The 21,289-nt window shown below is 38.4% G+C and carries 19 protein-coding genes; 14 read left to right on the plus strand and 5 right to left on the minus strand.

Annotated elements, in window-relative coordinates:
* Positions 1 to 19: 19 nt before the first annotated feature.
* The 3 genes from I6E69_RS03210 to I6E69_RS03220 are packed head-to-tail and all read right to left on the minus strand — an operon-like array spanning position 20 to position 3,446.
* Positions 20 to 628, minus strand: coding sequence for a PqiC family protein (locus I6E69_RS03210; protein WP_024595769.1), 609 nt, complete (start codon positions 626 to 628; stop codon positions 20 to 22).
* Positions 628 to 2,283: an intermembrane transport protein PqiB gene (pqiB, locus tag I6E69_RS03215; protein ID WP_002959056.1), complete on the minus strand. Its 1,656-nt coding sequence runs from the start codon at positions 2,281 to 2,283 to the stop codon at positions 628 to 630. The genes I6E69_RS03210 and pqiB overlap by 1 nt, the downstream gene beginning before the upstream one ends.
* The gene (locus I6E69_RS03220) at positions 2,280 to 3,446 is read right to left on the minus strand and encodes a paraquat-inducible protein A (RefSeq protein ID WP_231619691.1); all 1,167 of its coding nucleotides are present in this window, start codon (positions 3,444 to 3,446) and stop codon (positions 2,280 to 2,282) included. Before I6E69_RS03220 ends, pqiB begins: the two co-directional genes overlap by 4 nt.
* Positions 3,447 to 3,610: 164 nt before the next feature.
* On the opposite strand from I6E69_RS03220, the gene I6E69_RS03225 reads away from it, so the two are divergent.
* The gene (locus I6E69_RS03225; RefSeq protein ID WP_197120631.1) at positions 3,611 to 4,357 is read left to right on the plus strand and encodes a transporter substrate-binding domain-containing protein; all 747 of its coding nucleotides are present in this window, start codon (positions 3,611 to 3,613) and stop codon (positions 4,355 to 4,357) included.
* Here I6E69_RS03225 and I6E69_RS03230 read toward each other — a convergent pair.
* A complete protein-coding gene (locus I6E69_RS03230) occupies positions 4,346 to 5,161 on the minus strand; it encodes a thioesterase family protein (RefSeq protein ID WP_197120632.1) in 816 nt (271 codons plus the stop codon). The two genes, I6E69_RS03225 and I6E69_RS03230, sit on opposite strands and share 12 nt — an antisense overlap.
* Positions 5,162 to 5,402: 241 nt before the next feature.
* On the opposite strand from I6E69_RS03230, the gene dnaK reads away from it, so the two are divergent.
* The 12 genes from dnaK (at position 5,403) to I6E69_RS03285 (ending at position 18,726) form a co-directional block, all read left to right on the plus strand.
* A complete protein-coding gene (gene dnaK / locus I6E69_RS03235; RefSeq protein WP_002959064.1) occupies positions 5,403 to 7,319 on the plus strand; it encodes a molecular chaperone DnaK in 1,917 nt (638 codons plus the stop codon).
* Positions 7,320 to 7,521: 202 nt separating this feature from the next.
* Entirely contained in the window at positions 7,522 to 8,661 is a 1,140-nt protein-coding gene (dnaJ, locus tag I6E69_RS03240) for a molecular chaperone DnaJ (RefSeq protein ID WP_002959065.1), read from the plus strand.
* A gap of 100 nt (positions 8,662 to 8,761) precedes the next feature.
* Entirely contained in the window at positions 8,762 to 9,223 is a 462-nt protein-coding gene (ybaK, locus tag I6E69_RS03245; RefSeq protein WP_182716874.1) for a Cys-tRNA(Pro) deacylase, read from the plus strand.
* A gap of 150 nt (positions 9,224 to 9,373) precedes the next feature.
* Positions 9,374 to 9,778 (plus strand): DUF1761 domain-containing protein, encoded by a 405-nt coding sequence (locus I6E69_RS03250; protein ID WP_002959069.1) that lies wholly within the window; start codon positions 9,374 to 9,376, stop codon positions 9,776 to 9,778.
* Between the two features lie 92 nt (positions 9,779 to 9,870).
* Complete coding sequence (locus I6E69_RS03255; protein ID WP_024595560.1) at positions 9,871 to 10,239, plus strand: response regulator; 369 nt, start codon at positions 9,871 to 9,873, stop codon at positions 10,237 to 10,239.
* A gap of 305 nt (positions 10,240 to 10,544) precedes the next feature.
* Positions 10,545 to 10,796, plus strand: a complete 252-nt coding sequence (locus I6E69_RS03260; protein WP_024595559.1) for a hypothetical protein — start codon at positions 10,545 to 10,547, stop codon at positions 10,794 to 10,796.
* Positions 10,797 to 10,957: 161 nt separating this feature from the next.
* Entirely contained in the window at positions 10,958 to 11,221 is a 264-nt protein-coding gene (locus I6E69_RS20590; RefSeq protein WP_024595558.1) for a hypothetical protein, read from the plus strand.
* A 190-nt stretch (positions 11,222 to 11,411) separates the two neighbouring features.
* The gene (locus tag I6E69_RS03265; protein ID WP_039488491.1) at positions 11,412 to 13,142 is read left to right on the plus strand and encodes an ATP-binding protein; all 1,731 of its coding nucleotides are present in this window, start codon (positions 11,412 to 11,414) and stop codon (positions 13,140 to 13,142) included.
* Positions 13,135 to 14,499, plus strand: a complete 1,365-nt coding sequence (locus I6E69_RS03270; protein ID WP_039488492.1) for a sigma-54 dependent transcriptional regulator — start codon at positions 13,135 to 13,137, stop codon at positions 14,497 to 14,499. The genes I6E69_RS03265 and I6E69_RS03270 overlap by 8 nt, the downstream gene beginning before the upstream one ends.
* Before the next feature lie 176 nt (positions 14,500 to 14,675).
* Positions 14,676 to 15,632 carry a porin gene (locus I6E69_RS03275; protein WP_197120633.1) on the plus strand — a complete coding sequence of 319 codons (957 nt, stop codon included), beginning with the start codon at positions 14,676 to 14,678 and terminating at the stop codon, positions 15,630 to 15,632.
* Positions 15,633 to 15,641: 9 nt separating this feature from the next.
* A complete protein-coding gene (locus tag I6E69_RS03280; RefSeq protein ID WP_197120634.1) occupies positions 15,642 to 17,117 on the plus strand; it encodes an SLC13 family permease in 1,476 nt (491 codons plus the stop codon).
* Positions 17,118 to 17,307: 190 nt separating this feature from the next.
* Positions 17,308 to 18,726 carry a coniferyl aldehyde dehydrogenase gene (locus I6E69_RS03285; protein ID WP_188085214.1) on the plus strand — a complete coding sequence of 473 codons (1,419 nt, stop codon included), beginning with the start codon at positions 17,308 to 17,310 and terminating at the stop codon, positions 18,724 to 18,726.
* A gap of 136 nt (positions 18,727 to 18,862) precedes the next feature.
* Here I6E69_RS03285 and I6E69_RS03290 read toward each other — a convergent pair whose 3' ends face one another.
* Positions 18,863 to 19,588, minus strand: a complete 726-nt coding sequence (locus tag I6E69_RS03290; protein ID WP_039488497.1) for a tetratricopeptide repeat protein — start codon at positions 19,586 to 19,588, stop codon at positions 18,863 to 18,865.
* Between the two features lie 782 nt (positions 19,589 to 20,370).
* Between I6E69_RS03290 and I6E69_RS03295 the strand changes: the two genes are divergently transcribed.
* The gene (locus I6E69_RS03295) at positions 20,371 to 21,234 is read left to right on the plus strand and encodes a DUF6279 family lipoprotein (RefSeq protein WP_197120635.1); all 864 of its coding nucleotides are present in this window, start codon (positions 20,371 to 20,373) and stop codon (positions 21,232 to 21,234) included.
* The last annotated feature ends 55 nt before the right edge of the window (positions 21,235 to 21,289 follow it).

The following is a 21,289-nucleotide window of genomic DNA, read 5'->3' on the forward strand; positions in this document are numbered from 1 at the left end:
TTATATTGTCACTTAACGATTAAAGTCTTGCTTGTTCTATTTGTTTTGCAACATTTAGGTTTATATTTAGCCATGTTGCTTCAAGTGTCGAAACCAGGCCGTCATAGCCATCATCATCAATAGGGACCAATTGCGAAAAATTATTAATACTTATAAGGCGTCGGCCTGTTTCAGGGTGTGTGTAATATAAACGCCAAAGCCCAGAAATATCAGCGTTACCTTGCATATCGCCATTAAAGTGGTGAATTTCGTATTCAAGCTCATAAAACGTTTGTTGATCAAGTTCAGTAATGACCGGTAAGCCCTTTATTACCATCCAATTTGGCATAGCATTAAAAAGTGTTTGCTGGGCTGTTGCAGTAAGCATTACATCCGGCGATTCGCCCCATAGGTTGTAATTTGCAGCATGAATTTGGTTGCTATCTATTTTCATCGCAATGCCCAAATTATTTAAAGCGCCTCTAAGTACAACAGTTTGTATTCTTAGTTGCGCATCTGTATCTGCAACGTTTCGAGACGAAGCACCTATAGGCTGCTCAAACTGGTAATACTGTGTCGCAGTTTGTATTGATGAACTACAACCTGCCAATAGTAATAATAAACTTGCAGTTAAAAATAACGATTTCATTATTGCTTCCTTGGTTTTGGATCTGCTGGTAATGATTTATCAAAAATTAGCATATTAGGTTGCTCGTTTAATCCGCGAGTTAGAGGCTGTAGGCCCTCACTTAAACGTTTAAACTCTTTTAATGTTTGCTGTATTTGATGATGAAGTTCAGAACCGGCTTGGTAACTGGCCATGGTTTTATCAAATTGGCGCATAGTGACTTCAAACTGCTCCATGCTTTTTGTCATCTTTTCGAAATTACGGTTAAAGTCGCCAGGTAAGTTTTGTGTATCTTTTTGGCTTAGCAGCTCTCGCATTTCATTAGCAAGCGCTCGGTAATCGGTAAATGTAGCTTGCATTTGTGCCAAGCTATCTTCAACTTTTAAGTTATTTACCTTATTAAGTACGTCAGAGACTTGGTCTGCTAATACAGTTATACCGCTAGAAATACTCGGAAAAACATCATACTGCACAAGTTTACCTAGGTGTGCTTCTGGCGCGTCGGGGTATATATCAAAATCTACATACACAGCACCCGTTAATAAATTACCAGGCTTTAACGAGGCGCGCATACCACTTTCAATCCAGCCTTTTAAACTACCTTGCCAATACTCTTTTGCTGAAGCACTGTCATGATACAAGCGTCCGTATTCCACTTTTATAAGCACTGGAACCGCCGTATTATGGTTTCTAAAGTGGGCAGGTTTACCGTCAATAATTACATTGGCAGGGGTTTCAACAACAGTACCTACACGCATACCTCTGTATTCGACAGGTGCACCTGTGCGTAGTCCTCGAACTGATTGTTCAAATTCAATTAGGTAGTAATCAAAATCATAAAAGCGCTCTTCTAACGCCTCTTTATAGCTTTGGCTTAATGAAAAGCTATGCCCATCTTGTGCTATTTCACCCGGGGCCTGTTGTTCAGGTAAACCAACCGAAATACCGCCTTTTAATAGTTTACTCAAAGAGCCCGTATTAATATTGATGCCATCGGCAGATAGGTCAATTTCAATTCCTGCGTTCACCCAAAAAATAGAGTTCATGGTGATCAGATTTTGATAAGGGGCTTTAATAAATACGCCGTACTTCATTGCTTGGTTTTCCCAATCAAAAGTGGCGGTTTCTATTTGCCCTATTTTATAATTTTTGAAGAATATACCGGTGCTTACATCAAGTACTTCAGCGTTGTAACTCATTAATTTAAAACGGCCACCTTTCACATCTTTACCAATGAGGGCGGGTTCATCTTGTAACTTAAAACGCTCTTTTAGTTCTTTACTTTCACCGGGTGAAAACTCTAAATATACACCAGACAATAACGTACTCATCCCGCTAATACCTGTTTCATCAATGCGTGGTTTCACGACCCAAATTTTAGCATCGTCAGTCAGTAGCTCGTTGTAATTTTTATCTATTTGCGCGCGAGCAATTACGCTGTCTTGCGTGTCGGATAGCCTAACATGATCAATTTGGCCTATTTTTACACTGCGCACTTTTATTTCAGTCTTACCTGCAATAATACCTTCGGCTTGTGGCATTTCGATAAAAATAGTAGGGCCTTTATTAGCTTGGTATTGGTATAACATCCACATGCCCACTAACAGCGCAATTGCCGGAATGATCCAGATAGCGGAAATTTTCGGTTCTTTTGTTATTTCAGCGGTTTCGGTCATGCTTTGTTCTCTGATTTTTTGTTTTTAGGGGAATCCCACAATAAGCGTGGGTCAAAGGCATGGGCAGCCATCATTTGGCATATTACCATAACTGTAAAAAATACAATGCCTAATCCTGGCGTTACTGACATTAAATTACCCAGTTGAACTAAGGCCACTAAAATAGCAACCACGAATACATCTATCATCGACCATTTACCAATAAACTCGGTCAGTTGATAAATTCGGGTGTAACTTTTTGTATGTTTATTGGCAGGCCTTGTAACCATAAAGCATAAAAAGCTCAATACAAATGCCTTAGCAAGCGGTACAACCACACTGGCTAAAAATATAATAGCGGCAATAGGGTAGGAGCCACTGTTCCAAAGAGTAATAACACCACCAATTAAAGTTGAAGGGGATTCATCCCCAAGGCTAGTGGTGTGCATAATAGGTAAAACATTAGCCGGAATATAACAAACAACAGAAGTAATTAGCCAAGCTGCTGCTTTTTGTACGCTATAAGGGTTTCTTACGTGTGTTTTTGTATGGCAACGCTGGCAAATATTACCGGTACATAGTTGATGGCACACATGGCAGGCTTTAATATTTTCATCTATTGCACGTTTAGCATGCTCTGCGCCTTCGAGTACTTTTACAGGCTTTATTTGAGCCCATAAGCGTGGGCGATTTAAGTGAACAAGCGCAGCTATGTATAAAATAACAAACCCCACATAAGCCCAAAAACTCGTGCCGAAGCTAATATCAGCCAGCGACATGATTTTTACCATACTAACAAGTACGCCAATTAAAAATATTTCCGACATAATCCAAGGCTCTAACGCCAAAGTGAACTTTAGTAGTCGCCTTGCAATGCTCTCTGGTAATGCTTTTAAAAGCCCAAGATGCAAAGGAATTAAAATAAGAAGCAAACCCATGGGCAGGGCAATAATGCTCAAATCAATAAATAAGCCAAGTAGCTCACTATCATAATTAAACAAAATTCGAGCCGCGTCGGGCAGTGTAATAGTTTGAGTTATACCGCTACTACTAAATGAAATAAAAGGGTAAAACATACTGCTGAGCAGCATTAATAGTGCGCTAAAGCTTAGTGCAACTATGCGACTGTCGTGATTAACATCGGCTTCGCAAAGTTTATGGTGACAATGTGGGCATATCGCCATTTGTTTTGCGATTATGCGAGGTATATCTATGATCAGATCACAACAGGGGCAGACAGTTTGCAATTTAATACCAAGCAAGAAGAATATTTCTTCAATTTTGCTATATTTAATACATTAATACAACGCGTTCTGCTATCAAGCTGCTCGTTATATAAAGGAAGCGTGTGAAATATTATTTATACTGCATATTAATGTGGCTCTTTATTTGTTCGCAAAATGCTGTGGCTATTAATAAAGAACGAGAAGTAATTATCGCCGCGAGCGCATCAATTCCGCCCTATGTTTTTGCAAAAACAGACTCGGGTATACACCTAGGTTTAATCAAAGCCGCGTTAAATGCTAATGGATTTGCCAATATTAATGTGCAATATATGTCGAATAAACGCGCTGAGCATCAATTGCATAATAAAGGAGTAGATATACTTTTAAATTATGCAGGAAGAAGTAGTCCTGGTATTTACCCAAGTAAACCGGTACTTAGTTATGAAAATGTAGCCATTACACTCAAGCGGAATAAATATAATATTGATGAAATAGAAGGCATGTTTAATAAAAACGTTCTTGCTTTTCAAAATGCAACTGCATATCTGCCTTCTATATTTAAAAGTAATGTTAAACACTTTAGCTCATATCAAGAGGTTATTAATCAAAAAGCGCAAGTAGATAAGCTGTTAAAAGGTTGGGTGGATGTAATTGTGTTAGATAAGCGCATTTTTTACTATTACTACAATCAACATAAATCACCCGAAGCTGTGCAAATTTACACTTTATTTCCAAAAGCAGAGCGACCTGCTTATTTTAATAACTTCTCTTTAGCTACTGAGTTTGATATTGGTTTGGCGCTCATCAAGCAAAACGGTACTTATAAAAGAATTGTTGATGAAGGCCAAACCCATTCATTAATCAAATAACGCCACTGTTTGACGTGTAAGCGCTATTAGCTCACCGGATTGTGACCATATACAGCCATCTTCTAAACCGTAACCATCTTTTGAATGATGAGTGATTGCTTCAAAGCCAAGCCATTCGCCAGGTGATAAGTTTGGCTCTTGTACAAACTCTAAATACCACGACATGCTACTAGCTGGAGCGGGTTGTTTAAACATTTGTAATAACGTAGGTGGCCATGCATCTGTTAATGCAATTACATGCGCTTCTGTTATTTGCTCTGGGGTGTGCTTAAAGCGCATCCAGCCCCCTAAGTGAGAAGTTTCTGCGCTGCTAAATGGCATGGCACCTTGTTGAGGGCATAAATCAACATGTTGAAAAAATTCAGGCATCTGGCCTTTAATAAAAGGTAGAGTTTGGCGCTCGTCTACCGGAATTAACCCTAAAGACTTTGAAACAGGCACATTTACACCCGACTCTCTACTTTTAGCAAAACACGCTTGTACAATTACACACACTTGTTCATTTTGAATCGCTTTGGCGAGTACCTGTGTGCTGCTTTTACCTTGTCGTAATATTTCTACCGATAACGAAAAAGGAGTATCAGCTAGTAATGGCCCTACAAAATTTGTACTGAGTGAGAGTAGGCGACGATCATTAGATACTTTTCCTCTGATAGCTTGATACAACAGTGCGGCTGAGAGCCCACCAAAAGCAGTTCTGCCTTGGCACCAGTTTTCTGGAAATTGCATTGTGCTAGTTAATTGTTCGGTATTGTCTGAACTTCCAATTTTTGCAGCTTGGAGAAGTAATTGTTCAAAATGCATGAAGATGTCCTTTTATAGTGCGATTTAATAAATTTATAACACAACCAAACTAGTCAGACCAGTAATTAAAAACGTCTCTGGCGGTGTAAAAATCACCATTCCTTACAATTATTAGGGTTATTTTGTAAATAAATCACAAAAAATGGATTTTTTTTCATTTTTACAGTTGAAATAAGTTTGGCGCATCCCTATTTACTATGTCATCGAACGTATTAACGAATATTGAAGTTGGAGAAGTTTCATGGGTAAAATTATTGGAATCGATTTAGGTACTACAAACTCTTGTGTTGCAGTACTTGATGGTGGCAAAGCACGTGTTATTGAAAACGCGGAAGGCGATCGCACAACCCCGTCTATTATTGCTTACACGCAAGACGGCGAAACATTAGTAGGTCAATCTGCTAAGCGTCAAGCGGTTACTAACCCGACAAACACATTATTTGCAATCAAGCGTTTAATTGGTCGTCGTTTTGAAGACGAAGAAGTACAACGCGATATCGGCATCATGCCGTTTAAAATCATCAAAGCTGATAACGGCGATGCATGGGTAGAAGCGGGTGGCGAAAAACGCGCTGCACCACAAATTTCTGCTGAAGTACTGAAAAAAATGAAGAAAACGGCAGAGGACTTCTTAGGTGAAGAAGTAACTGAAGCTGTAATCACAGTACCTGCATACTTTAACGATTCACAACGTCAAGCAACGAAAGATGCTGGTCGTATTGCGGGTCTTGAAGTTAAACGTATTATCAATGAGCCAACTGCTGCGGCACTTGCTTACGGTATGGATAAAAACCGTGGCGAAAACATCGTTGCAGTATATGACTTAGGTGGCGGTACTTTCGATTTATCAATCATTGAAATTGATGAAGTTGAAGGCGAGCACACTTTTGAAGTACTTGCTACAAACGGTGATACTCACTTAGGTGGTGAAGATTTCGATAACCGTGTAATCAACTACTTAGTAGCTGAATTCAAGAAAGATCAAGGTTTAGACTTAAAAACTGATCCTCTTGCAATGCAACGTGTTAAAGAAGCTGCTGAAAAAGCAAAAATTGAACTGTCATCTGCACAATCAACAGAAGTAAACCTTCCGTATGTAACTGCTGATGCATCTGGTCCTAAGCACATGAACGTGAAACTAACACGTGCTAAGCTTGAATCACTAGTTGAAGATTTAGTAACTAAATCTCTAGAGCCACTTAAACGTGCACTTGCTGATGCTGATTTATCAGTAAGCGACATCAACGATATTATTCTTGTTGGTGGCCAAACACGTATGCCTTTAGTACAAAAAACAGTTGCTGATTTCTTCGGTAAAGAACCACGTAAAGACGTAAACCCTGATGAAGCCGTTGCAGTAGGCGCAGCGATTCAAGGTGGTGTACTTGCTGGTGACGTTAAAGATGTACTATTACTAGATGTTTCTCCATTATCTCTAGGTATTGAGACAATGGGCTCAGTAATGACTGCATTAATTGAGAAAAACACGACGATTCCTACTAAGAAATCGCAAACATTCTCAACAGCTGAAGATAACCAATCTGCTGTAACAATTCACGTGTTACAAGGTGAGCGTAAACGTTCAAGCGACAATAAATCTCTAGGTCAATTTAACCTAGAAGGTATTCGCCCAGCACAACGTGGTACACCGCAAATCGAAGTAACATTCGATGTTGATGCCGATGGTATCTTACATGTATCTGCGAAAGATAAAGATACAGGTAAAGAGCAAAAAATCACAATTCAAGCATCTTCAGGCTTAAGCGATGAAGAAGTTGAAAAAATGGTTCGTGATGCAGAAGCACATGCTGAAGACGATAAAAAGTTTGAAGAACTTGTAGCTGCTCGTAACCAAGCTGATGCTCTAGTACACGGTACTCGTAAGCAAATTGAAGAAGCTGGCGATGCATTACCAAGCGAAGACAAAGAAGCGATTGAAGCGGCTGTTGTAGATTTAGAAGCTGCTATTAAGAGCGACAACAAAGAAGAGATTGAAGCTAAAACTCAAGCTCTTGCTGAAAAGTCTCAAAAACTAATGGAAATTGCACAAGCGAAAGCACAGCAAGGTTCAGCAGATGCAGGCGAGCAACAGCAATCAGCTAAGCAAGACGACGACGTTGTTGATGCAGAGTTCGAAGAAGTGAAAGACGACAAGTAATTGTTGCTAACGCTTCTCGCTAGCCAAAAACACTTAACTCAATCGAGTGTTTAGGTTAGGATGAACAATTGAGGCGCGCGAGCAATAGCTTGTCGCGCCTTTTGCATGTATTTAAGGTTTAAAAATTCAATGATAAATCGATGCGATTTATCGGTTTATCCAGCAGCTCACGCTGCAAACAGAAAAGAGTAGTGTGATAGATATGTCAAAACGCGATTATTACGAAGCCCTCGGCGTAAGCAAAGATGCGAGTGAGCGAGACATAAAAAAAGCGTATAAACGCTTAGCGATGAAATATCATCCAGATCGTACCGCAGGCGATAAAGAGCTTGAAACTAAATTTAAAGAAGTTAAAGAAGCTTACGAGATTTTAACTGATCCTCAAAAACGCCAAATGTATGACCAGCATGGTCACGCGGCATTTGAGCAAGGCGGTGGCGGTGGTCATGGCGGCTTTGGTGGCGGTCATGGAGATTTTGGTGATGTATTTGGTGACGTATTTGGCGATATTTTTGGTGGCGGCGGTGGTCGACGTCAATCTCGTCAACAACGTGGTTCTGACTTACGTTACAACATGGACTTGAGCTTAGAAGAAGCGGTTCGTGGTAAAGAAGTTGAAATTAAAGTACCAACATGGGTGGGTTGTGAGCCGTGTGATGGTAGTGGTGCTAAAGCAGGTTCTAAGCCTAAAACATGTACTACGTGTCATGGTGCTGGCCAAGTACAAATGCGCCAAGGTTTCTTTGCTGTTCAGCAAACGTGTCCAACGTGTCAGGGACAAGGTCAGATTATTTCAGACCCTTGTAACAAATGTCATGGTCAGGGCCGCGTAGAAAAAACTAAAACGCTTTCAGTTAAAATTCCAGCTGGCGTTGATACAGGAGACCGTATCCGCTTAACTGGTGAAGGTGAAGCCGGAATGCACGGCGCGCCATCTGGCGACTTGTACGTGCAAGTATCTGTTCGCGAACATGAAATATTTGTACGTGAAGCAAATAATTTATACTGTGAAGTACCAATTAGCTTTACAACAGCAGGTCTTGGTGGCGAAATTCAGGTGCCAACACTTGATGGTCGTGCAAAACTTAAAATACCTTCTGAAACGCAAACGGGCAAAATGTTCCGTATGCGTGGCAAAGGCGTTAAGTCTGTTCGAAGTGGTGCCCAAGGCGATCTAATTTGTAAGGTAGTAATCGAAACGCCAGTTAATCTTAACGAGCGCCAACGTGAACTACTGCAAGAGTTAGATGAAAGTATGGGTACAGACAGCTCGAAAAATCGTCCTAAAGAGCAAGGCTTTTTTGACGGTGTTAAAAAGTTTTTTGATGATTTAACCAAGTAAATTTAAATTATTATTAATAATGAAACGGCGCTTTTTAGCGTCGTTTTTTTTGCTTTAAATTTTATTTTTGTTACTGTTAAAAAAAACACGATTAAATAGTATGACCCCAGCAATCGAATTACTTAAAAAACAAAAAATCCCCTTTGAAGTACTCAGTTACGATCACGATGCAGGTAATAGTCAATATGGGCTTGAAGCTGTTGAAAAGTTAAATTTAGATAGCGCCCAAGTATATAAAACCCTCGTTCTGGAAACGCATGAAAGGCAGCTAATTGTTGCTGTTACTCCAGTGTCGCAACAAGTTAACTTAAAACAGTTAGCAAAATTATGTGGTGCCAAAAAAGTAGCCATGGCTGCCCCGCAAAAAGTTCAAGCTAGCACTGGTTATATTTTAGGTGGAGTAAGTCCACTTGGGCAAAAAAAACGCTTAGCTACGTTTATTCATAGTAGTGCTTCACTTTTTGATACTATTTATGTGAGCGCCGGAAAGCGAGGTTTAGAAATCGCACTCTCCCCAACTAATTTAGCGGCGTTAACTAGCGCTAAATTTGGCGATTTATAGCCTTTATTTTTAAAATTACTCTCTATAAAGGCAATTAACTCAAGTTAAGCAATTTGCTCAATACCTTATTTGTAACTACATTGAGAGTATCTTTATACCGTTAATATTTAATACCAAACGGTATTACACATTTTGTATACGGCTGTTTGTATGAACCTTTTAGATGTAGATTATTTTGCAATACTGGTGGCTGCACTGTCTTCTTTTATGCTTGGCGGCATATGGTACTCAAAAGCACTCTTTAAAAACGCTTGGCTAGAAAGTATTGGCTTAACTGACCTTGATTTACAATCAGCCAATCCTAAGTTGATATTTGGCGGCAGCTTCTTTTTAGTATTTATAGCGGCTTTAATGTTGTCTCTATTTTTAGGTAAAGACGCAAGCTTAGTTGAGTGTATAGGAACAGGCTTTGTGATCGGCTTTTTTTGGATCAGTAGTTCACTAGGGTTAAGTTATATATTTGAGCAACGCCCTTTAAAGCTATTTTTAATTAACGGGAGTTACTGTATTTTACAGTTTTCGTTAATGGGGCTTATTTTAGGTATTTGGCCGTAAGGGTTGAGTAGCCGTTAATACCCGGTTTGATTCTTACCTGAGAGTAGAGTAGGTTTATATAATCGTATTTACATGATTTGGTAGCGGTATTAATGAAAATATTAGTAGTTGATGATATGCCGCTCATGCGTCATGTTTTAATTAATATGCTAAGAAAGTTGGAGTATTGCAATATCGTTGAAGCTACTGATGGATTACAAGCTTTGGCTTTATTACGTGACCAGCATTTCGATTTGGTTATTACAGATCTTCATATGCCAAAAATGGATGGCGTTGATTTACTCACAAACATTCGAAAAGACAGAGCCCTTGCTGATATTCCTGTGTTGATGGTTACCTGTGAGGATAGTACAGATAAAGTTAAGCAAGTTATTGCAGCTAAAGTATCGGGATTTATAATCAAACCTTTTAATATGAATGTACTATCATCTCAATTAAACCGCTTCTTTTTCAAAGATTAGGTTATATTTTTCATCATCATTAAATTATTATGAGCTCACTTTAATAATCATACCGCGTAAAAATTTTACAACCCAGTGGTCACCTTTATCTACCTAATACCAATAAGCAATAATACCTAATCATTTTGCGAGGCTAAATGTGTCGCTCCCTGTGTTAAAAAATTCTCATTTAGAACAGTTAAATAGCGAACTTTCGCCTAGCTATCAACACGTTTTTCTACCCTCTAAATAGATCACTTAATTAAACGAATTGCTATAAACTGGTATCATAAAGAATAATTTTTTATATAGTACAGCAGGACTTAATGGCAAAACCCAATAAAAAAGGCCCTACTAAAACGGTCGATATTTTTTGCTCTGCTTGTAAAGCTTCCTTATTTAAGTATCGAAAAGGAGGCAAAGGAGCATTAGTTAAGTGTTTTAAAGAGCGTATTAGTCAAGACTTTACACAAGAGCCCTGTATTTGCCCTAACTGTAGTCGGCCTTTTGCCCGAGAAGCGATTATTCGTGGTGCGCCTGCCTATAAAATAATTGGTGGCAAAGTAACTTTTAAATAATTCAGATACAGTAAAATTTCTTCATACGGACATATGGCCTTGTTAGAATTTACCATATTGATAGAATCGCTCGGTTTGCTGTTTCAATGAATGAAAAAATACCCTCCCCACGGATCGGGCCAGTTTATTGGGTTATTTAAAAATGGATAAAGGATAGTTTCGTGATAGCACTCTTATTTGACATCATAGGTATGACAGGTACTTTTTTAGTAGTTGGTTCATTTTTCTTACTGCAGCTAGGAAAAACGTCTCCATCTAGCCTAACGTATAATATGATGAATTTAACAGGGGCGATTTTGTTGTTAATTAGCCTTTGCTATAACTTTAATTTAGCGAGCTTTGTGATAGAAATATTTTGGATAGCGGCTTCATTAATTGGTTTATACAAATACCTAAAAAACAGATCAGCTTTAGCTACAAATTAATAACGTATTAATTTTGTTCTAAACCTTAAACACTGCAAGCACAACTGTTTGCGGTGTTTTTTGTTTTTAGGACTAAATTTAATTAACAAGTATAATTAAATTCATTTGTTAACAAAAAGTTTATATCCCTGCCTCATATAAGTCGTTACACTAGCGACCTTAAATTTTTAGGCTATTTCTCGGGTAGGCCATGTTTACGTTTTCTAAAAAAATAATTACAGTATGTATATTATTAGTATTAATTTTGGTTGTTACATTTTGGGTAGGCCGCGCTCACGATATTGAAAAAGCAACAGCTCAAGCGCAGCGTCAGGTTACTCAATTAAATAATTACATTGATACTGAACTCGCTCGTTTTTCGGCTATTCCCCAGCTACTTACTTATAATCAGTTAATGATTGAATTTGCAAACGGCGACCAAGCCCATTACAACGCTATAAATAACTACTTAGCTGATATACAACAAGCCAGTGGTGCATCAGATATATTTGTACTGAATGCCCAAGGAGCAGTAACGGCAAGTAGTAACTGGCAAGCCGACTACACATTTTTAGGCAGTAACTTTGCCTTTAGACCTTACTTTAAGCGTGCATTTGCAGGTGAAAAAGTGGCCTACTTTGCACTAGGTATGCGTTCAAAAGAGCGTGGCATTTATTTTTCGCAGGCTGTTTATCACGACAACAAAGCGGTTGGTGTTGTTGTATTAAAAGTGAATGTAAGCAAATTTGAAAACGACAGAGAGCTTTTAAATACATCTAAAGGTAGCCATTTTTATTTAGAGCTTAGTGATAATGTAATTGCGATGTCTGATATGCAAACATGGCGTTTAAATAGCTTCAGCGAGTTTGATATAACAAAGCGACGTAATATAAAATTACGCCGTGCTTATTTAGATCATCAACCTGTATATATTAAGCAATTTCAATATAAGAGCCAGGGTATTTCGCATTTTAAAATTAATAAAAACCTCTATGTGAGTGCGACAAAACCACTGCGTTACTTTAGTGCACATATGAACGTACTTGTTGATATTACAAAAGTAAATTCAGCTCAATTAATACGCTTGTTTTGGGCATTTAGTATTTATGCTTTAGTTATGATTGTTGGTTATAGCTTACTTGCTCGTTTTGCGGGTTATAAAAAGCTCGTTTACTCTAGGCATAGTCTTGAGCAAAAAGTGATTGAGCGCACACAAGAGCTTGAGAAAACGCAAGTTGCATTAGTTCAATCAGCAAAACTTGCAACAATTGGGCAGTTAAGCGCAGGTATTAATCACGAAATAAACCAGCCCCTTAGCGCTATGAATACATACCTAGCAAGCGCCAAACGTTTACTCGCTAAGCAAAATTACACCGCACTTGGCGAAAGCATAACGGTAATTGAGGGGCTTGTAGGTCGCGTACACAAAATAGTGGGGCAGCTAAAACATTTTAGCAAACCATCACAAACTCAATTAAGGCCTTATCCGTTAGCTGGTTTATTAAATAACGCCTTGATGATTGCCAGCTCACAACTAAAGCAAGATAACGTACACGTAGAGCAGCCTAATTTAGATAGTGGGTTAATAGTGTGGGTTGATTCACTTAAATTTGAGCAAGTGTTGGTTAACTTAATAACTAACGCGAGCCAAGCTATGAATGGCGCAATAATACGTAAATTAAGTTTTAATGTTGAGTGCTTTGATAACCGAGTAAAACTCTCAATTTTAGATACAGGGCCTGGAATAGAGCAACATGCTTTTGGTAATATTTTCGAACCTTTTTATAGTACTAAAGAGAGTAACGGCTTAGGCCTTGGGTTATCTATTTCAAAACAAATCATTGACTCGTTTAATGGCTCTTTAAGTGCGCACAATCGACTGCAAGGCGGGGCTGAGTTTATAATCAGTCTATCAAGCACGCAGGATAAAACCGATGATTGAAAACTCACCGTGTAAGCACATCATTGTAGTTGATGATGAAGCGATGATCAGAGATTCATTAAAACAATTACTTACTCTCGAAGGCTATACAGTTGAGTGCTTTAATGATGCAAGTACGGCTCTAACAAAGCTTAATCGACGTTTTATGGGCGTTGTACTGAGTGACATAAATATGCCTGCAATGGATGGGCTTACTTTACTTGAGCAAGTCACGGCATTTGATAGTGAACTGCCGGTTATATTTTTAACAGGGTACGCCGATGTAACTATTGCTGTTAAAGCTATGCAATTAGGCGCGTATGACTTATTTGAAAAACCAGTAAACGAAACATTACTTGATTGCATAGCAAGAGCATGCGACAAGCGTAGCTTAGTGATTCAAAATCGTGCACTAAAACTTGCTGTACAAAAAACCTCAGCGCCGGGTGTACGAATACTGGGTGATACTCCTAAAATGCAAGATATGATGCATTTACTCAATACGGTTATTGATACCCCTGCTGATGTAATGATTGAAGGTGAAACTGGCACGGGTAAAGAGCTTGTAGCGCGTTACTTACACGATCAAAGTATTCGCTCAGCAAGTAATTTTGTGGCTATAAATTGCGGCGCGGTGCCTGAGCAGTTGATAGAAAGTGAGTTATTTGGTGCTGCAAGTGGTGCCTATACCGGAGCAACTCACACTCGTAAGGGAAAGTTTGAATTTGCACAAGGTGGTACAGTTTTTTTAGATGAAATAGAAAGTACCCCAATGTCGTTGCAGGTTAAATTATTACGCGTATTAGAGGAGCGAAAAGTAACTCCAGTAGGTGATAATAAAGCAATTGAATTAGATATACGCATTGTAGCTGCCACTAAAGTAGATTTACTTTCACTTGTTGAAAAAGGTGAATTTAGAGCAGATTTATATTATCGGCTAAGTTTGGTAAAAGTAGATATACCCCCACTTAGAGCTCGAAAAGCAGATATAGTATTACTGTTTAAGCACTTTAGCTCTATTGCAGCAACACGCTATCACAAGCCGCCAGCACCTCTTAATAGCGAAATACAACAGCGACTCTTAGCGTACGACTGGCCTGGTAATGTAAGGGAGCTTAGAAACCAAGCTGAGCGCGCGGTTTTATTAGGAGTAGAACTTGCTTTTAGTGTTAGCAAAACGCAGGCTAAAGGTGAGCTTTCTCCCGATTTAAGCTTATCTGAAAAAGTTGCTTTTTATGAGCAGTCATTAATAGAAGAAGCCCTAGAGCGTAACCATGGCAGTATTAAAAATACGATGGATACACTGCAAATCGCTCGTAAAACCCTTTACGATAAAATGAGTAAATACAATTTAAACCGTGATATGTTTATTGACTAAATTGTGTGGTTTATGTGACAACTTCGTTTTTATGGTGTGTGGGAAACCGCACATTTATTCTATTTTTTATACGCAATACCCATTAACCATCTGAAATATAGAAGTATTTTACCATTGGCAGTAAAGTTGCCTTATTAGGTCTGACAACAAGTAGATTCTAATAATTAGGACACATAATGATAAAGTTTACACACTCTACTATTTTACTCACCTCAATAAGTAGCTTAGCTTTTTACTCGTACACGGCTTGTGCTACTGAATATGATGTTTATGGTAAAGCCGAAGTGCAAATTGCTAATACAGATACGGGTATTATGCGTTACGCAGAAGAAGGCACGCAGATTGAAGCGCCATTTTCGCGTATAGGCATTCAAGGGCAACACAAATTAAATGAATATTTAAACGTTGTTTTTAAATACGAAGTGCAAGTAAAAGGCTTTGAGCAAGATGACACCGAAGAGCCATTTAGTGCAAGGAATACTTATCTTGGTTTAAAAGGTCAATTTGGCGAGCTTGTAGTGGGAAGAAATGATACTCGCTTTAAATACTCTGAGGGCAAAGTTGATAACTTTAATGAAACCCAAGGTGACATATCCCAAGCTATTGCAGGACAAGATAGACTTGGTGATACGCTAACATACACTTCTAATTATTGGCATAATACGCAATTTTCGTTTACTTATGCTCCAAAAGACGACAATAAAGATAACGAAGCTGGATTTGCAGCAACCTTTATTTATGGTGATCGTAGCTTAAAAAACACCTCATATTACTTATCATTAAGCCATGTTGATTCTCTCAATAATATTAATGCGAGCCGAATAGCAGCAGCCTATAAATTTGAACAATTACAGCTTGGTGCACTGTATCAGCATTCTGAATCAACAGATGGTATAAAATCAGGTAACGGTTATGTGTTAAGTGCAAGCTATACGCTTGATAAATGGGTACCTAAATTACAGTTTGCTAAAGATGACTCTTTACTTCGTCAAACTTCTGAGGCAACACAATGGACTACGGGCCTTGACTATGTATTTGATAAGCAAACAACTGCTTACCTTTTATACACCGACCTTAATTTAGAAGAACAAGACGACAGCAGTGTTGCGCTTGGTCTTAAATACAAATTTTAGAGGCCTGCCATGACAGATAATATACTCACGCAAAAACCAGATAAGAAAAGACATTTCCAATGGCTTTTTTTGATACTAGGCCCTGTAGTAATGCTATTGACATGTTTACTCGATCCACCAACGGGTATGTCTGTAGCGGCATTTAAAACCGCAGGTTTAGCATTTTGGATGGCATCGTGGTGGGTGAGCGAAGTAGTACCAATTCCAGCAACTGCTTTGTTACCTTTGGTAATTTCACCCCTGGCTGATATAGCAGCAATTAAAAGCGTCGCTGCCCCGTACGCACATCCATTGATATTTTTATTTTTAGGTGGTTTTTTAATTTCTATTGCTATGGAGCGTTGGGGGTTACATAAACGTATTGCACTAAGCACCATGTTATATGCGGGTAAAAAGCCAAGCTTGCAAATTTTAGCAATGATGCTGGTAACCGCATTTTTGTCGATGTGGATGTCTAATACCGCAACAGCTGTAATGATGCTGCCTATTGCGCTTTCAATTACTAATTTAGTTAAGCAATCAGACCCGAGTAATGAAGGTTTTGGTAAGGCTTTACTGTTATCAATCGCTTATGGTGCAAGTATTGGTGGTATTGCTACCTTAATCGGTACTCCGCCTAATGCTTTAATGGCTGCTTACTTGTCAGATAGTTACCAAATAGAAATTGGCTTTGCGCAATGGATGATTGTAGGCGTACCACTGTCTTTAAGTATGCTAATTATTAGCTGGGTTTGGCTTACTAAATTTGCGTATAAAGTAGATGCTAATGTTAAAAACGATCAAAAAATTGATACAAAAGCGGTGTTTTCAACACAGTTAAAAAACCTAGGTATAATGCAGCGCGCCGAAAAAGGCGTATTGTTTGTATTTGTGCTTGCTGCACTGTGTTGGATGTTTAGACCTTTATTAGGTGACATAACAGGTCTTAATATTTCAGATACTACTATTGCAATTGCAGCGGCATTGCTGTTGTTTGTAATGCCAGCGAATAAAGGCAAAGATGAGCGTATCCTTGATTGGGAAAGCGCAGCTAAAGTGCCGTGGGGCGTTTTATTATTATTTGGTGGCGGGCTTACACTTGCATCTCAAATTAAATCGTCAGGTCTTGCCGAGTTTATTGCTCACCTAATTGAAGGCGCTAGCACTATTCCACTTGTTATGAGTGTACTTGTTGTTGTGGCATTAATTACGTTTTTAACTGAGATCACAAGCAATACAGCAACTGCAGCTGGCTTTCTTCCTTTGTTAGGGCCCGTTGCAGAGTCTATAACAGGCTCACCATTGGTTTGGGTTATTCCTGCAGCTATAGCGTGTAGTTGTGCGTTTATGATGCCGGTAGCGACACCACCAAATGCTATTGTGTTTGGCTCAGGGCAAATTCAAATGCGCGACATGATAAGAGCGGGTTTTGTGCTAAACATTGTGGCTATTGTATTAATTACGCTGGTTACAATGACGATTGCAGCCCAAGTATTTGGTTTTTAAAGCTGTACTAAATTAGTTCCAACCAACCTATGCCAGAGTAGTTTTGTTTATACTTACAATTTTAAACAAAGCTACTCTTTATGCTTATATATATTGCTTAAGAAGCTCTTTTTTAGATAATTAGTGTTATTGCTCGAAAAACAGAACAAGGTTATAGTCGTTAATAACTTTAAAAATTGAGTAACCTATTTTGAGCACTGAGACATCACAGGCAATGCCTTTAATTCCCCAGTTTGATGAATTGCAAAAAAGCTTTCTCGAAACGCCTTACTTGCCAATTGATAAACGTCTCGTTTTATTGAAAAAACTCCGTGTACGTATTGTTGAACTTGAGCAAGAGCTAGTAGATGCAGCTTCAAAAGACTTTGGTTACAGAACCGCTTTCGATACATTACTAGGCGATATATTACCTACAGTGCAAACACTCGCGCACATTATTAAAAAATTGCCAAAATGGGCAAAGCCAAGTAATCGCTCTGTGGGTTTAAGCTTGTGGCCTTCAAAAGTAAGTGTTAATTATCAGCCCAAAGGTGTGGTAGGTATTATTGCACCGTGGAATTACCCCATTCAGTTAGCGTTAGTACCTGTGCTTACCGCCATAGCTGCCGGTAATAGAGTGATGCTTAAATTAAGCGAATTCACACCTCATACAAACGCCGTTATCGAAAAAATCTTTAAAGATGATCTGCAAGCTCATTGTAAAATAATACTAGGGGCGAGTGATGTTGCGGCACAGTTTTCATCACTGCCATTTGCTCATTTATTATTTACGGGTTCTACGAACGTAGGTAAATTAGTAATGGCGTCAGCGAGTCGTAACTTAACGCCGGTAACGCTTGAACTCGGTGGTAAATCGCCAGTTATTATTACGCAAAATGCCGATATTAAAAAAGCGGCACAAGCCTTACTGTTTGGCAAAATGGCCAATGCCGGGCAAATATGCGTTGCACCCGACTACGTATTTGTACCCAAAGAGCTTGAGCATCAGCTTATTCAGCAATTATGCGAGTTGTATAAAAAGCATTTTAAAGACGGTGTTGAAGGTAAAAACTTAACTTCTATCATTAGCGATGCGCATTATAAACGTTTGGCAACCTACTTAGAGCAAGCCCAAGAACTGGGTGCCAACATTATTAAGCCACTTGAGCAAAACCAGCAAGACGAAGAAAAGCACCGTATGGGGCTGCATTTAGTAACTCAAGTAACTGACGAAATGCAGCTTATGCAAGATGAGTTATTTGGTCCAATACTACCAATAATGAGTTATGAAAAGCTCGACAGCGCAATTGACTATATTAAAGCTCATCACCACCCATTAGCGCTTTATATTTTAGGCCAAGATAAGCACGCTCAAGAATACATTATGAAGCAAACAATCAGTGGCACTGTGGCAATAAACGACACATTAGTGCAAGTAACTGCTGATGATGCTCCTTTTGGTGGTGTAGGGCATTCAGGAATGGGGCATTATCATGGCATAGAAGGGTTTTTAACGTTTAGCCATGCTAAAAATACGTTAGTATCGGGCTCGTTTAACCCTCGCATTGTTTTGCTACTAAAACAAAGCAAACTTATTATTAAGCTTCTAAAGTGGCTTTACATAAAATAATAGGGTGCTGATTTGGTAAAGTTGAATAGGTTTTAACTTGCTAATCAAGATATATTAAAAAGGCTGAATTACATAACGTAATTCAGCCTTTTTTAGATTAGTTTAAAGCTACGGTCTTAGACTTTAAAATAAGACTTTAAAATAAGCGACCTTCGCCAGCATAGGTACCCACTTGTATTTTTGCATAAATGGCATCGGCTTTTTCTTTAGCTTCTTCAATTTCTTTAGGCAGCATTTTACGCTCATCAAGTTTACGGCTATGACTCGCTTGCATATTGCCGTTGTACTCAGCGATAGTATTCCAAATATATGACTTTTCTAAATCTTTTGGCATACCTAGTCCTTCAAAATACATGAGGGCTAAATTAAATTGCGCTAAAGAGTAATTGTTTGCAGCTGCTTTTTCGTACCAGTTACGTGCCGCTTCATAGTCTCGTGTAACACCCACGCCATTAGCGTACATTACGCCCAAATTAAATTGAGCTGCAGGTAAATTCTTCTTAGCTGCTTTTTCAAATAAGGTAACTGCCATTTGATGATCAAGTTTAACGCCTTTACCTTCATCGTATAAAACAGCTAGAGCAAACATCGAATCAGCATGGTTCTTTTTAACGCCTTGTTGATAAAGTGCAGCTGCTTTGCGGTAATCGCGTGTTACACCGTATCCACCTTCGTATAATTTGGCTAGTTCGTAAATTCCTGGCGCAAAACCTTTATCTGCTAGGTATTGGAATTCTTTTAGGGCGACTGCAAATTCACCTTCGTTAGCTGCTCTTATGCCATCTTCTAATGTTGCATGAGCGAAAGGGCTGGCAAGTAAAACGCCAGCAAGAATGAGTGCTTTTAAATTAAACTGTGACATATTAATGTCTCCAATTAGTAATAGTTTCGATAGATTTTAGGGCCAGTACATTTTTTAGATTAAACATCCACTGCTATTTAGGCTCGCGCTTGAGGCGGTTTGCTCTTTGCTGCTCGGTTTTTTAATGAGCTTACTAAGTTACAAACTTCGCGCGGCGATTAAATAGCGCCTAGATAGAACAAATTTTAATCCTAAAAGGTCAACAGGCCATAGTTAAATGCTAATTTATTAAATTTTTGCACTATTTGCACATTATAAACGTTTAATACCCAATACATTTATGTAAAGACTAAATCGGTTACTATAAATAGATGCAAAAAAGGGTGTCTACTGTTATGTTTTACGCCAGCTTTAGTGTAAACGCAAGGCGGTACCTTATAAGATCGTGCGTATAAAATGTAAATAACAGCGCGGTGGACTTTCAAGGTAAGTAAATGAGTTTAAGAAGTGTAAGATACAGATTTTATAGAAAATTTAAAGATATAAAAAAAGCCCGTTAGGGCTTTTTTGAGTCATATTAACCGTCACTAATATGAGCAATGTAGCAAGTAAATGTGATATTTGGTGTTATTACTTGGGTCGAGTAAGTAATACCACGAAGCGGCACGTTCTTCTTTTAATGTGTCAGCATCCTTGCTGAATATCCTTCCATAGGCACTGAGGTCGGTACACTTTGTTTCTGATAATGATTATTAGTTAGATTAGTGCGCAAGTCAATATTTAAATGATAATTATTATCAAATAAGATTTTCATGATTATAAAATTTAAAATAAGGAAAGTGATGCTTAATAATCTTAAAGCTAAAAAAGTGATAAATGCATGCTTTGCTATCAGCATGGTATTTTTGTGTAGCTGTTCAGCCTCATTCACTTATAACAACTTGAGCTGGCTTTCGTCATTTTGGGTAGATGATTATATTGATTTAAATAAAACACAAAATAAGCAGCTCAAACAGATTATTAACACGACCCAAGCCTGGCACAGAAGTACGCAGCTGCCTGCCTACAAACAAGATATTCAAAACATTAAGTCACTTTTTAACAGCACGCTAAGCACCGAGCAGTTAAAAAAACAGGTGGTTTTTGCTAAAAAGCATTGGCAAAACCTACTTGAATACGCGCACATGCCTTTAGCTGAGCTTGGGGCAACCTTATCAAGTGAGCAAAGAGAAGAGCTTTTAAACAATATTCAAATAAAAATTAACGACGAACGTGAAGAGTTTGACGAACAAACCCCGCTTGAGCGAAAAAGTGAGCGTTTGGAAGAGCAATTTGAATACTACGAGCAGTGGATCGGCAAGCTTAATAAACAACAAAAAGCGCTGATTAAATCAACTAATGAGCAACATCAAGACTCTGGAATGTTGTGGTTGGAATACAAACAAACCCGTTTGAATGCAGCCAAACAGGTATTTACAAATGCTGAAATAACAAAAAAAGAATTTATAAATCAGTTGAGTACAGTTATTAAAGAGCGCGAACTATATATGAGCGACGCACTATTGAAAAGCAATGAAGCAAACTTAGATTTATATATAAATTTACTCTACGAATTAAACTCAACCTTAAATGATAAACAACGCCAAAGCGTTAATGATCAATTTGATGAGTTAATTGAGACCTTAAACGATATAATAGAAAACTAAATTGTGCGTGAATTATTAAGTTTTAAATTAGCTGTTTAGGCTGATTTGTTTTTAA

The sequence above is a fragment of the Pseudoalteromonas sp. NZS100 genome (assembly GCF_015864815.1).
GTDB classification, from domain to species: domain Bacteria; phylum Pseudomonadota; class Gammaproteobacteria; order Enterobacterales; family Alteromonadaceae; genus Pseudoalteromonas; species Pseudoalteromonas distincta.